This window comes from Lysinibacillus sp. NPDC097162 (genome assembly GCF_044762185.1).
Lineage (GTDB): Bacteria > Bacillota > Bacilli > Bacillales_A > Planococcaceae > Lysinibacillus.
Map to the genome: position 1 here is coordinate 208,542 of NZ_JBIWDT010000004.1, position 14,121 is coordinate 222,662.

General features: G+C 35.5%; 11 protein-coding genes and 1 riboswitch. Of the genes, 9 read left to right on the plus strand and 2 right to left on the minus strand.

The window, feature by feature from the left end; all coding sequences use genetic code 11:
* Window positions 1-58: 58 nt before the first annotated feature.
* The 3 genes from ACIQXW_RS17725 (at window position 59) to ACIQXW_RS17735 (ending at window position 2,650) form a co-directional block, all read left to right on the plus strand.
* The gene (locus ACIQXW_RS17725; protein WP_402764312.1) at window positions 59-766 is read left to right on the plus strand and encodes a DNA alkylation repair protein; all 708 of its coding nucleotides are present in this window, start codon (window positions 59-61) and stop codon (window positions 764-766) included.
* A 382-nt stretch (window positions 767-1,148) separates the two neighbouring features.
* Window positions 1,149-2,006: an outer membrane protein assembly factor BamD gene (locus ACIQXW_RS17730; protein ID WP_402764315.1), complete on the plus strand. Its 858-nt coding sequence runs from the start codon at window positions 1,149-1,151 to the stop codon at window positions 2,004-2,006.
* A gap of 176 nt (window positions 2,007-2,182) precedes the next feature.
* Window positions 2,183-2,650 carry a GNAT family N-acetyltransferase gene (locus tag ACIQXW_RS17735; protein ID WP_402764318.1) on the plus strand — a complete coding sequence of 156 codons (468 nt, stop codon included), beginning with the start codon at window positions 2,183-2,185 and terminating at the stop codon, window positions 2,648-2,650.
* Between the two features lie 531 nt (window positions 2,651-3,181).
* On the opposite strand, the gene ACIQXW_RS17740 is transcribed toward ACIQXW_RS17735, so the two are convergent.
* Window positions 3,182-3,553 (minus strand): hypothetical protein, encoded by a 372-nt coding sequence (locus ACIQXW_RS17740; RefSeq protein WP_401019816.1) that lies wholly within the window; start codon window positions 3,551-3,553, stop codon window positions 3,182-3,184.
* A 197-nt stretch (window positions 3,554-3,750) separates the two neighbouring features.
* On the opposite strand from ACIQXW_RS17740, the gene ACIQXW_RS17745 reads away from it, so the two are divergent.
* Window positions 3,751-3,951: a hypothetical protein gene (locus ACIQXW_RS17745; protein WP_402764321.1), complete on the plus strand. Its 201-nt coding sequence runs from the start codon at window positions 3,751-3,753 to the stop codon at window positions 3,949-3,951.
* Window positions 3,952-4,197: 246 nt separating this feature from the next.
* Window positions 4,198-4,494, plus strand: coding sequence for a hypothetical protein (locus ACIQXW_RS17750; RefSeq protein WP_402764324.1), 297 nt, complete (start codon window positions 4,198-4,200; stop codon window positions 4,492-4,494).
* Window positions 4,495-4,675: 181 nt separating this feature from the next.
* Here the strand turns inward: ACIQXW_RS17750 and ACIQXW_RS17755 are convergent, their stop codons facing one another.
* Window positions 4,676-10,480: an NPCBM/NEW2 domain-containing protein gene (locus ACIQXW_RS17755; protein WP_402764327.1), complete on the minus strand. Its 5,805-nt coding sequence runs from the start codon at window positions 10,478-10,480 to the stop codon at window positions 4,676-4,678.
* A gap of 240 nt (window positions 10,481-10,720) precedes the next feature.
* Window positions 10,721-10,804: riboswitch (cyclic di-GMP riboswitch) on the minus strand.
* A gap of 378 nt (window positions 10,805-11,182) precedes the next feature.
* On the opposite strand from ACIQXW_RS17755, the gene mntA reads away from it, so the two are divergent.
* The 4 genes from mntA (at window position 11,183) to ACIQXW_RS17775 (ending at window position 14,028) form a co-directional block, all read left to right on the plus strand.
* Window positions 11,183-11,593 (plus strand): type VII toxin-antitoxin system MntA family adenylyltransferase antitoxin, encoded by a 411-nt coding sequence (mntA, locus tag ACIQXW_RS17760; protein ID WP_402764329.1) that lies wholly within the window; start codon window positions 11,183-11,185, stop codon window positions 11,591-11,593.
* Window positions 11,583-11,990 (plus strand): type VII toxin-antitoxin system HepT family RNase toxin, encoded by a 408-nt coding sequence (gene hepT / locus ACIQXW_RS17765; protein ID WP_402764332.1) that lies wholly within the window; start codon window positions 11,583-11,585, stop codon window positions 11,988-11,990. The genes mntA and hepT overlap by 11 nt, the downstream gene beginning before the upstream one ends.
* Window positions 11,991-12,305: 315 nt before the next feature.
* The gene (locus tag ACIQXW_RS17770; protein WP_401019806.1) at window positions 12,306-13,340 is read left to right on the plus strand and encodes an ABC transporter permease; all 1,035 of its coding nucleotides are present in this window, start codon (window positions 12,306-12,308) and stop codon (window positions 13,338-13,340) included.
* A gap of 1 nt (window position 13,341) precedes the next feature.
* Window positions 13,342-14,028, plus strand: a complete 687-nt coding sequence (locus ACIQXW_RS17775; protein WP_402764335.1) for an ABC transporter ATP-binding protein — start codon at window positions 13,342-13,344, stop codon at window positions 14,026-14,028.
* Window positions 14,029-14,121 lie beyond the last annotated feature (93 nt).

A 14,121-nucleotide genomic window follows, 5' to 3' on the forward strand; every position in this document is an offset into this window, starting at 1 on the left:
GGTGATATATTCGAGATTGAAAAAATAGTAAAATGCTAAAACGAAGGGAGTGCAAATAATGAATTTTGAAATAGTAATGCAGGAGCTTGAAGCGCTAGGGAAGGAACGGACTAAAAAAATGTACATGTCCAATGGTGCACATGAGCCGCTTTTTGGAGTGGCAACAGGTGCAATGAAGCCTATAGCGAAGAAAATAAAGATTAATCAACCTTTAGCGGAAGAGCTTTATGCTTCTGGGAACTATGATGCAATGTATTTTGCTGGCATTATTGCTGATCCAAAAGCAATGACGGAATCTGATTTTGATCGTTGGATAGATACAGCATATTTTTATATGTTGTCTGATTATGTGGTAGCTGTTACTTTAGCGGAAGCGGATATTGCACAACAAGTTGCTGATAAATGGATTGCTAGTGGGGAAGAGCTGAGAATGTCTGCGGGCTGGAGTTGCTACTGCTGGCTTTTAGGAAATCGAAAAGATGTTGAATTTTCCGAAGACAAGATTGCCAGTATGTTAGAAATTGTGAAAAATACTATTCATGATTCGCCTGAACGAACAAAATCTGCTATGAATAACTTCCTAAACACGGTAGGCGTTTCGTATTTACCACTGCACGACATGGCACTTGCAACTGCCAAAGAGGTAGGTCCAGTAGAAATGAAAAAGGACAATAAAAAAAGCAGCTTCCTTCACGCTTATGAAGGAATTCAAAAGGAAATAGAAAAAGGTAGAATTGGCTTTAAACGTAAATATGTTAGATGTTAAGGGATTAGGTCAAATTACAAAACTGAACTAGTGACCACAACATAGCTGGGACAAATGAGAAAAAGTGTTAGATTGATAGCAATCAATCTAACACTTTTTTGCTGTAACGTTGTTGTCCGTTACGGCGACAACTTTTCGCTTAGCACACCGTAAGCCACAACTCGTTTGCGTGCAGTAATTGCGTTTTTACATTCTGTGCGTTCTGTGTAGCAGTAACTACCTCAGCTACCCTTCAACTAGTGCTCTCCTCTAAATTTTATTTATTGTTAAAAGAAATCAATATGAAAGCTATGTCCTAGCCCACTTTCTTTTATAATTTCTAACTGTTTTTCATTGCAATTGATGGTAATATTTAGATTATGAAACTAAAGGAGTGAGTCTTATGAAAAAATATAAGTACTTTGCTACTACTGTCCTAACCCTTGCTTTGTTTTTAGCTGGTTGTAATAGTAGTGAGAAAGAGGAAAAGGCTTTAGAGCAAAACAAAGAGGAAACTATAGAGGCTGTTACAGATGAAAAGGCCGCAGAACAAATAATTCAAGAAATCCCTGAACCGTATACAAAAGCACTCATAGCGATCAATGATCAAAGATGGGATTTAGCGAATACATATTTAGATTTAGTTATTTCTGATTTTCCGGATAGTGAATACATATTACCAACTAAAATAATACAAGGCGGAATGCAAGTAAATGAATATCTCGGAGCTGTTGATTTATCGGAAATTTTAATTTCAGGCTCTGATTTAGATAGTCCATTATATGACACAAATGATTTAGAAACTTTACGTCGTCATATGGAATTAGTAAAAGACATATTAAATAAATCTTTAGAAGAGCAAGAAGCAACATTTAGCTATATTGTACAGACATTTAAAACTGATCAGGATTATAGTGAACATTATAAAGATATTAACCAATTTTCAATGAATGAAAATTATTTTGACGATCTATCTTTTTTTGAAAGCGTAGGTTACCCCGTTCCAACTGATGCTGAAATTGAGAAATTTTTGAATGCCAAATATAATTTCAACGTACAATTTTTGTTAAATGGATTAACTGAAAAAACAGAACACCTTAACTACAATTATCTACTCGTATTTTATAATGCAGGTATTATTTTACTAGAAAATTACCCGGAGTTATCAAACGATATATTTAATCTTATTTTAGATTTAACAATGAATGATCCATACAATGAATTTAGAATATCAATAGAAGAGTTTATGGCGGAGTCTTAACTAGAAAAAGACATTGGCAGAAATATGAAGGATATTTTAAAACAACTTACAGAAATTAAAAAATAATTGCCTATCATAATTTCTATGGGGAATATAATTTTTGAACTAGCAAGAAATTTGTTATTACAGCTGTTAGACATTACACCGCAAGTTAGTACAAGGAAGGGAGGACTCTAATGAGCCAACATAAAATATCAATCATGCCATACAGCCCTGAATTTTCTGAACAAACAGTAGCGATGTGGCGAGATAGCAAGGAACAGGCAATTGGGCAGAAAGAAATGCATAGCTTTGAAAATCATATATATTTTTTAAATCATATTTTACCAGAACAGTTTCAAATTGATTTAGCGTTCATTGAAAATACGGTTGTTGGGATGATTGCCTATAATATGAGTGAAATAAGCCAACTGTATATACATTTAAGCTATCAAGGGCTTGGTATAGGGCAAACATTGTTAGATAGAGCTAAAGCACACTCAAGTGGGAAACTAACATTATACACATTCGAAGTAAATGACAAGGCACAACGTTTCTATGAAAAGCACGGATTTAAGATTATCGGTAGAGGCCATGAAAATGAAGAGAATTTACCCGATATTTTATATGAATGGACACGTCAAAATGATAACTCCTACCGATGATTTCCGCTACGGGCGGACGCTTTCCGCGGGCACATCGTAAGCCGCAACCGTCGCAGTCGCGCCGCCAGTTGCGGCTTACGTATTGTGCTGTTCCCGCAGGAGTCGCCGCCCTCCGCTCCAATCAATTGAAAAAAATGATAACTCCTACGGATGATTTCCGCTGCGGGCGGACGCTTTCCACGGGCACATCGTAAGCCACAACCGTCGCAGTCGCGCCGCCTGTTGTGTCTTACGTTTTGTGCTGTTCCCGCAGGAGTCGCCACCCTCCGCTCCAATCAATTGAAAAAAATGATAACTCCTACAGATGATTTCCGCTACGGGCGGACGCTTTCCGCGGGCACATCGTAAGCCACAACCGTCGCAGTCGCGCCGCCAGTTGCGTCTTACTTATCGTGCTATTCCCGCAGGAGTCGCCGCCCTCCGCAAAAGAACCAATTCAGGGTGATTATATAAAATAATACATTTCCTAACCTAATGACTACACAAAAAACCGATGAGCGATTTTCTCGTTCATCGGTTTTTTGTTGTCCGTTAAATACTTTGAATTAACTCGCTATATTTAAGTGAAAGCAGGTTAAGCGAGTAGTTTTTAATTTTATCGGTTGCGATGATTCCTGTTAGGATGCATTCAATCATGTCTTTATATTGATGAATCAAATGTATTTCGTTCATAAACTTTGTATCGAGTGTTATTCCTTCTTTAATAGTTTTTAATACTACTTGTTGTTCTTCGTATAAATAAACTAATTCGTATTTTGAATTATATATTAATGTAGTAATTTCGGGAAAAATTTTCTCGTCGTTTAAACGCTCTAAAATGCTATCAACCGATTTTACGCCTTCAATAGATTGCAAATGTGAAAATGTTTCACGCAGTTTATCTTCTAAAAAATCAGTACTCATTAAATATCTCCTTCTTTTTTTGTTATATATCCATTTTTATAAGCTAATTAATAATTTTGTGATTATTGTATCATGTGACAGTAGTAATAATTATTAAAATACTTACTGTTTTTTGAATTAATCGGGATACTTTTATTTTAAATAAAATATTAATGGTAGTAAATACTATATAGGTAAAAACATAAATATAGTCTATAATGACTAATTATATCCATTTTATTGAAAAAAGGAGTCCGCTCTATGCGACGGGTGATCTCAATAAATACATAGTTTTGGAAGGTTTACATGCAGCTTCACAGCAACAACTTTCATCTTTACAAGAAATAAGCGCAGTCGCAAATGATTTAAATAATCAAGCGATGGACTTACAAACAATTGTTAGTCACTTGAAAATCTAAAGAATAAAAAAAGACGAACAGCTTTAGGTGCTGTTCGTCTTTTTTTATGCGACACTTTCCGTTCAACACAACGTAAGCAAATACTCTCGCTACTACCGATTTGTTGAATCTAACATTCCGCTTTTATTCACTAACCACATGAAAATAACAATCTACTATCGTTTCTTAATTAAATAATTTTCAGTAGGGAATAAAAATAGTAAAATAAAAAAAGAATTTTAACAACATTTTATGGAGATGCAAAGTATGAATTATGTTACGGGTGAAATAATTGATACTGTGGGGTTAAATCCAAGAGAAAGAAAAATGTTGCAAAATACGGTGTTAAATTTTGTTGCTATGAACAATGCGTTAATTTTGAAAGAAGATGTAGTGTTGAATCCATTGGAGCAGGGTAACGAAAATATTGGCATTGTCATGGTTTATGCAAAACCGTTGAATGATGAACAAAGTGAAGCCATCACACAAGCTTTGTCCAAACGATTCACGACGTATTTTAAAATGAGTGAGTTAGATTTGGAAGCTCATATTAGCGTTCAATGAGTAAACATTGGTTAATAAAAAATATGAACAAACCTCTAGTAGGGACACTTTATAGTGTTACTATTTGGGGTTTTTCTTTGTTCAATTAGATTTTTAACTATTGTCTACAATCAAAAACGCCCACGAAAAATCCATGGGCGTTGTATTTAAAAGGGGAGGAGTTTTTATGACAGCGATATAACTAGTTTTTTACAAAATAAGTTAATTGAATAAGTGTGTCTTCGTTTAGCTTATAAGCAATGACTAGCATATACATGCCTGAATCTTCTTGAGAAAGGTCAATTGTAAAGTGGTCTGCGTTCGGTGTAAGCTGGTCCACATCTACTGAAATCTCTTTCATTGTTTTCGTATTTCTTAGCGCTATTTGGTAAGGGTTAAGATAGTTACCATCTAATCCTTTTACTAGATTTTCCACTGTTAGTTCAGGACCCGTTAAGCTAGATACTTCAACGATTTGTGGGTGCGCAGTGATGTTTTCTAATTTACTTAGATTTTTCAATGGCGAGAAATCAGTAATACTATTAGCCGAGATATCAAGTGATGTTAAATTTTTCGCATATTGTAAGCCATCTAGACTTGTAATACGTGCATTTGGTGCATGTAGACTTGTCAGTGTAATCATATCACCTAAAGTGATTTCTCCTGACAGTCCTAGCGTTTGCTGGATAGCTACTTTAAGCTGGTTGTCTGCAATTGGTATAATTTGACCGAAGTCAATTGCTACTAAAGCAGCTTTTGCTTGTAATAGCTCCTCTAAAGCTTGATCGATTTGTGCTTGTGAAGCTTGTGTATTAGCAAGAAGTTCTTCTGCCTTTGCCATGCTCGCTTGTAAAGCTTGGATTGTGTCAGCTGTGTAGTTTTCTACATTAACTGTTTTAGCATCTTCAAGTGCTAGTGTTAAATCTTCAGTGAATACGCGATCCGCATTAGCAAAATGTAATTTCGTCTCGCCCCATGATGCATGGTCAGAGCCGTTTCCGTTGCCACCGTCTGTTACGACAAGTTTAAGCTCTTTGGCGGCAGTAATGCTCACTTCAATGTATTTTTGAGAATCACGAGATTGCATTAAGCCACTATCGAATTGCTTTTCTCCATCAACAAACACTTGGAATGTTACTGAGCCTATCGTACCGTACATTTGGCGGTCTACACCAACAAATGCAGTGAAGAAATCTGCGTTTTTATCTGTTAAATCATAAACGATTGTTGAGTTAGAATGTGCACCGATGCCTCGTTCGTATGTTATTTCACGACCATCGTCTCCTGTTAAGCGTAGTGCATTGTGACTAATGGAGATATCTTTCACAGGAGCTGTATAGCTGTTTTGAGTAGATTGCCATTCAAAATCAGTTAAGTAATGGTAATCTTCCATATTTACCACTGAAATAGTGCGCTTTTTCGTTACTTCATTGCCATCACTATCAACTACTGTGTACGTAATTTCGTAGTGGCCAGCTCGATTGAAGTTCACTTGCTCTAAGCCAGTTATTTGTACTTGAGATGTTAAATTACCATCTTCAGCATCCGTTGCTAAATAGCTTTCGTCGATGTTGATAGGCGTTCCTACTTTTGTTGCAACTGATTTAGGAATCGTTAGTTCCGGCATACCGTTTGAAACATAGAACTTAGCATCAGCAAAGTTCGCATGATCTGATGCATTACCATTGCCCGAATCATTTGCAATCAGTTTTAACTCTTTCACACCTTGAAGCGGTACTCTCACAAGTTTTGCTTCTGTTTGATATTTCATGACACCACTGTTATATACTTCTTGACCGTCAGCTAGTACTTTAAATGTCACGCTAGAATTTCCGTTTTCAGCAATATTGCGATCAATACCTACGAGTGTCTCAAAGTAATCGTAGTTTTTATCTGTTAAATCATAGACGATTTCAGAGTTTGCGTGTGTACCAATCCCTTTGGTAAATTCCTTAACTTCTCCATTTGTCAGTACTTTTATTGAACCACCTGAAGACGATTTGTCTTTATTGACAGTACTATACGCTGTTTGAGCAGATTTCCAGCCGATGTCTGAGGCGAATTTCTCATCGCTATAGACATACACATTTCTTGTCGCCGTTGCAACGTTGTTATCACTATCAGTTACTGTATATTCGATTTGGTAAGTACCTGTTTTATTTGTATTGAAGCCATTTGTCGTTACTTTAATTTGTTTACTTAAATCACCGTCTTCAATATCAGATGCTGTTACATCTTTTAGAACATCAAATTCACTATTTAACTTTACTAATGTCAAGTCTTCTGAAAGTGTTAACGTAGGTAGACTTGAGTCTTTGCCAAATTTCGCATCAGCCCAAATAGTATGGTCAGAGGAATTACCGCTATCATTGGCATCCGTTGTAATTAACTTCACTTCTTTTGCACCTGTAACAGGGATGTTGATATAGCCATGATCTGTATTCGCCTTAAATACATCACTTACAAATTTCTTTTCACCATCGACCCATACTTCAAAAGTAGCAGAAGATTTTTGTCCTTTTGCTGCTTGATCGATTCCGATATAACTTTCAAAGAAATCAAAGCCTTTTCCTTCGATGTCATACACTACTTCAGAGTTCGCGTGTGCACCAAGTCCTTTTGCATACGTTGCATCTACACCTTGGCGTAGTAATGTAATTGTGCCTCCAGCAATTGATTTATCTTTTTGTAATGAGTCCCAACCTACTTTTGCAGATTTAGCTGTCATATCAGAAATATATTGCATGTCACTTATTACGTTAACATTCATTGTTTTTGTTTCTTTAATGCCTTCATCGTTTATTTCATAAACTACTTCATAGCTTCCTTTTTGTGTAACATCTACCGTATTTGATGTGATGTTAATTGATTTTGTGATGTCTTTACCGTTATAAGCAATTGCTTTTACATATTCCATCGGATCAAATGCATGATGTAGTTTAATTGTGACAAAATTTTCAGCAGATAGGGTAGGGGTAAATGCCTTCACTTCTACTGGTTTCAGCGTATTTAATTTTTTGTCATAACCAACAACTTTGTACGTATAATTTTTTGTTGTATCTACATTTTTATCGATAAATTGTGCAGTACTAGTAAAGCCGATTAATTCATTATCTCTATAAATTTCATAACCTAAGAAATCTTCTTGGTACGCTTTATCAACCGATAAAAATAATGTATTTGTTTTGGCAGCTTGGTTTGAAGCGAATGTTACGTTTACTTCTCTTCCTTTTAAACCATTACCTTTATAGTCGACTGCACTATTATTTAAATACCATATTTTTTTATCTGGTTTTGGATATTTACTTGTTTTTGCTTTCGTTTCGTCAGTTACAACAAAACCATGGCGAGCAAAATGCTCACTTAAATCTAATCCAAGTGCTTCAGAAGAGAATTCGACTAAATATTGTTGTTTAGATCGATCACCATCTGTTAGTGTCACATTACGTTCGCGATAGAAAGAGTTTAATTTACCCCAATATCCTGGACTATACATTTCAAGTTGCCAATAGACAGCTAGTTTTTCAAACAGACCTTGATCGTTATAATCTTTTGTGTTTTCTTTTAAGACGTTTTTATAGATGTTTGCTTCATATGGAATACGTCCATCGATTTTTCCGTAAAATGCTGACATATGCTGCGGTAGCATATTGTTTGTAACTTCACCGTAAGTTCTTACGCCAATATCCATGCGATGACCGATTTCGTGGATGACGCCCCATGAACCGCCTTTTTCTTCGATAGGAACTAGAATATCAGACACAACATCATCTAATGTGCCGATATGATCGCCAGCTGCATACATATATGCATAAGGCTGTGCAAGTCGTACATTTTCTCGAATTAATTTCGGGTCATTTTTTTCATTATGACCATCTAAACCGTTATACTTAAATAATTCGTCCATTAGACGATTGTACGATTCAATAGTTTGTAGTGGGCTATAGCCATTTTCTATATATGTTTTATAAGCACCTGTTGCAGTACCTGTCCAGAATAAATGGTCACTTACAACTTCTACGATATCTAGTACTTCACGATCTTCAACTTTTGGATGTTTCGCAATGTCTTCATCGATTTTTTTCTTATAGTCGGTTAAAAATTGTTTAAACTCTTCTACATTGGTAGATTTCGTAGCAAAAGGAATTCTATCAACACCTTCAAAACGTAATGTAGGTGCTTTCCCTTGCTGTTCAGCTGTGTATGGATTTTCAATATAAATTGTTCCACCCGGTGTGACTGCCTTATTATTATAAGAAGTTTTAGGAACTGCCGGCACCGTAATCACGTTTTTACCAACTTTTAAGCTAACACCTTGTCTCCAGCTGTTCCAAGCACCTTCTTGTTGAGCAAAAGATAAGCGTGGTAATGGTCCATTTGTTGCTGCGTCAACGTAAACGATAATTTGATCGCCTGGTTGAGCAGCAAGTCCAGTTGGTTGCAGGTTGTTACCGAAGCCGAACTTCAATTGTTCATTGGCGTGCTTTACCATATCTCCGTGTTGCTCAGCTACTATTATTCTACCTTCTGTAACGACTTCACCGTTAATTACTTTTTTCGCTAGCTCGATATTTTCTTTATACGTAGCATATAGTGGATGCGATTTTGCTTCTTCTTCTAGTGCAGTAATGAGCTCGATACTGTTGAATTCAGGTGATACAGTATTCATCGTTCCATCTGTAAATAACTTCGCCATTTTATCGTCCAGCGTATCTTCTTTATAGAACGCTAACTCTGATAGCGTTGCCCAATTTTGATTGGATTTTGTGAATTTAAACTTCACGCGTTTAAATGTAGTCGGATTAAACTTTGCCTCAACTAATCCAGCGACCATTGAATGCTTACCTGTTGAGACAAGCTCGTATGTATCGCCTTTAGATGTTTGTGAAGCATAAATTTCAAATTCTTCCGCAAAGCCTTTACGGTCGGATGGTCTTGCTCCATAAATAATGCGATTTAATGTTACAGGTTCGATAAATTCCACTTCAACTTCATTTGCGAATTTTGCAGTGTTGCTTGTATTCGTTTCCCAATATGTATTGACATTTCCATCGATGGCATTTTCGATAACAGCGCTAGCATAGTGTCCACCGTTATTGCGAATGCTCCTAATATTTTTGTAGTCCATTCTAAATATTTTAGAATAGGCTTCGTTTGCGTAATGGCTAAATGATGAAGTTACTGCTGTTGTAACTTTAATCGCTTCGTTGCTTAGTAGCACTTTAGCATTGTCGATATCTTCTTTAAATTGAGCATAGAAGGGGTGTCCTTGTGCCTCAGCATCTAATTGATTGAGTGCATCAATTGAATGGAACTTGTCACTAACAGCGCTCATTGTGTCATCAGTAAATAGTGTTGCCATTTTGTCAGAGATTGCATCTTCTTTATAAAATTGAAACTCTGATGCACTTGCCCAATCTTGATTTGCTTTAGTGAAAACAAACTTTATGCGTTTAAATTCTGTTGGGTCAAACTGGATTTCTACGATATCACCAGTAGAACCTTTATATTCACCCGATGAAACGAGGGTAAAATCATTGCCTGAATCTGTTGTTGAGCTATAAATTTCAAACTGCTGTGCAAAACCTTTACCTTTTGTAGTTGATTGACGAGCAGCATAAACAATTCTATTTAACGTAGCTGCGTCATTGAACTGTATTACGACTTCATTTGTGAATGATGTACTATTCGGTGTCCCTGTTTCCCAATGGGTATTCATGTCGCCATCAATCGCTTTATCAATAGTAGAACTTGCATATTTTCCACCGTTGTTCGTAATCGATTTAATGTTAGTATTCGCCATCTTAAATACGTCATCGTATGCCTTTAAAATATCTTTTCCGTACAAATCAAACTTTTTCACCGAAGCTATCGTATGTTTAGTACTCATTTCAGCTGTAGTTTTGACAATGTTTCCATTCGGATTTTCACTTGCCAAAACATTCAATGGACCACCGACTAAATTTAAAGCTAGAGCAGATACTGTTACAATCTTTACAACTTTCATCTATTCTTCCTCCTTATGAAGTTTTGAATTTCTTCCTACGGAGTACATAAAAAAACTACTCATAAAAGAGTAGTTTTATTTTAAATAAGGATAATATAAAAACATACAAATATACCCATTATATATGGGCGCTGAAAAGACTAAAAGATAAAAACTCACCTTTTAGATGTTATATTAAAAAAATATTTTTTCAGTAATTTGTTTTTTATGACCTTACTAAACAAAAAGTAGTATGTACTCTTCGGCAACTGGCTGACATAGTTATAAACCTTAGTCCCTATAGCTTTGCGTCCCTAAATTTCTTTAAGTTTGCCTATTCAATTTTTCTACTATAAAGAATAGCATAGTGAAAATAATTACCAAAGAACAATTTGTCCTATATTTTACCACCCTTCATTAGGGTAATATGGTGAAGGTTTAATGTTAAATAGTATAATAGTGTAATTTATCGATAGGCATTATGGTATGTGTAAATTACTTTAGTAAGAGGAAGGTAGTTTAGTTGTAAACTACTTTTGTCGTGGTAGTGATTATGAAAAATATTTACAGCAGGTGAAAAGGATTTAACTTGGGCAAAGACGAATGCTTTTAGGAGTTTTTTGTTGATGAAGTAGTTGGCTGTCGTTATAAAGAGCTGTGTAATTTTCACCACCTATCGGTATAATGAATGTATTCATTACATTACATTAAGGGGGGCTGAAAGTGTTATCTAAAGAGCTAAAAAATACAATTAAAGAAGTATTACAAGCGCGTGTTCAGCCATCCTTTATTTTATTGTTTGGTTCCCATGCAAAAGGGGTGGCGCGTGGGGACAGTGATTTAGATATTGCATACTTTTCAGAAACAATCTTAACGAATTATGAACGATTTTTACTAGCTGGGGATTTAGCGGAGAAATGTCATGTTGATGTAGATTTGGTGGATTTGCAGCAAGTTGATACAGTATTTGTGGCACAAATATTTTCAACTGGTATTTTGTTAAATTGTTTAGATGACAATGAGTTTATTAAGCAGCGTATGAAAGCTTACTCTATGTATGCAACGTTGAATGAGCAGCGAACCGAAATCCTCCAAGGAATTAAGGAGAGAGGGAGTGTACTTGATGAGTCATGAGGTTATTTTAAATAAAGTGGCCACAATTGAGCGCTGTATAAAAAGGATTCATGAAGTTTACGAGCAAGATCCAAACAATTTAAAGGATTTTACTAAACAGGATAGTATTATTTTAAATATTCAGCGTGCTTGTGAAGCAAGTATTGATTTAGGAATGCACCTTGTAAGTGAGAGAAAGTTAGGTTTACCTAAGACGAGTAGAGAAGCATTTCTTTTGTTGCAAGAAGATGGTATCATTAATGCACAATTAGCAAAATCGTTGATGAACATGGTTGGATTCCGTAATATTGCTGTACATGATTATCTGACGATTAAGCTAGATATTTTACAGGCAATTGTAGAGCAACATCTTGATGATTTTAAAACTTTTGCGAAACAACTATTAGCTTTAATTTAAATTGCTATAGCTATTGATGAATGTCTATAAAAGCTGTTTACTTATTGTGCTCAAATTTAAATACAATGTTTTAAACCTTCTACTTCAGTTTATGAGTAGAAGGTTTTTTCGTTGAAAGCAGGTTTGGTGAAATGCCAATTAAACCGGTGCTGGCAATCGTTCGTACATTTGCAAAACCTGTATAAAAATAATTGATAATTTCAGCATGGATTCAATTGTAATAGTTTGTTCATCTTCCGTTCATTTTCAGTTCATGCTCTGTTCATTTAGGCTCTATATTCTAAGAATGTGAAAAGAAATAGGAGGGGTTTTAAGATGAACCTAGCTATAAAAGAAATGAAGAAAAATAAAGTACGATTTTTGATTTTAGGTTCCATTGTTTTTCTGGTGAGTTTATTAACCTTTATTATTTCAGGTTTAGCAAATGGACTATCGCAAGACAATGCGGCGCTAATAAAAGATTTACCAGCAGGACAGTTTTATATGAATAAGGATGCAGATGAAACGTACAATCTGTCAAAAATAGATAGCAGTACCCAAAATGAAATGTTAAACAAACAAAAGGATGCTGTAGCCTTCTCAATTCAAATGGGCTTTATAAATGATAAGGCAGGGAAGCAGCAAAGCGTAGCCTTTGTAACTGCTACCGATTCACCACTATTTGAAAATGTGAAACATGAGGAAATTATTTTAGATAGCTCATTAAAGGATAAAGGTATACAGGTAGGCGATACAGTTACAAATAATCAATTTAGTGGCAAGTTTATTGTAAAAGGCTTTGTTGAGCAAAAGAAATATAGTCATGCGCCTGTAGCTTATATTAGCATGGAGGATTACAAAGAAATTTATCGTGTCGAAGAAATGCAATTAGTTTTCGCTCCAGATGGGGATGCTACTCAAGCCTATACGGGATTACAAGCATTTTCAAAAAATGATTTTTTAAATACAATTCCTAGTTATAGCGCAGAGCAAATGTCTCTTAATATGATAGTTTGGTTTTTAGTTGTAATTAGTGGCATGCTGTTTGCAATCTTTTTCTACATGATGAACGTTCAAAAGATAGGTTTGTACGGTATTTTAAAAGCAATCGGTTTAAAAACGAGTAAGCTATTTAAAATGATTTGGACGCAAATGGTCGTTATTACGATTATTTCACTTGCGTTATCTATTGCGCTAAGTCAAATTTTCAATCAATTTGCACCACAAGGAATGCCATTTAGTTTAAGTTTAGCAACGACAACACAATTGTCGATTGTATTCATCATTATTGGTTTTATTGGTGCAACAATTTCAGGTATCCAAATTAAAAAAATTCAACCATTACAAGCGATACAACAAGGAGAGGTCTAATATGACGCTATTTACAATGGAGAATGTTAGAAAAACGTTTACGAATGGTGAAGTGCAAGAAGAAATATTAAAAGGGATTAATATGACGCTTAAAGAAGGAGAGGTAACGGCGTTAGTAGGTGCTTCTGGCTCAGGTAAAAGTACACTTCTAACGATTGCTGCAGGGTTGCAACCTACATCTGATGGCAAAATTATTTTTGAAGGGAAAAACATGACAGCTTTGACTAAAGAACAAGTGCGACAAGTTCGGGCAAGTAAATTCGGCTTTGTTTTTCAATTTGCTCACTTAGTTCCTTTTTTAACAGTAGAAGAACAGCTTTTACTTATGCTTGAAGTGTCTGAATCAGCATTAAAGAAACACGAGCAGCAAAGAGAGGTAGAGCGACTTTTAAAATTAGTCGGGATGGAACATCGGAAAAATGCCTATCCTTCATCATTATCAGGTGGAGAGAAGCAACGAGTCGCCATTGCGCGAGCAATTATTCATAAACCGAAAGTTCTTTTTGCGGATGAACCTACAGCAAGTTTAGATTCTAAAAGATCTAAGGACGTCATGGAGTTAATTAGGGATCTAACAAAAACATTAAACATTACAACTTTAATGGTTACACATGACGAAGAAATGCTGTCATATACAGATCAGGTCATTAAAATGAATGATGGTAAAATTGTACAAAATCAATTATAGGCTGAAAAGTGTAAGTGTTAGATTGACTGTTATCAATCTAACACTTTTTTTCTGTATGCGTTGCGTTCCTTTCCTACAGTAGTTATCGCCTTC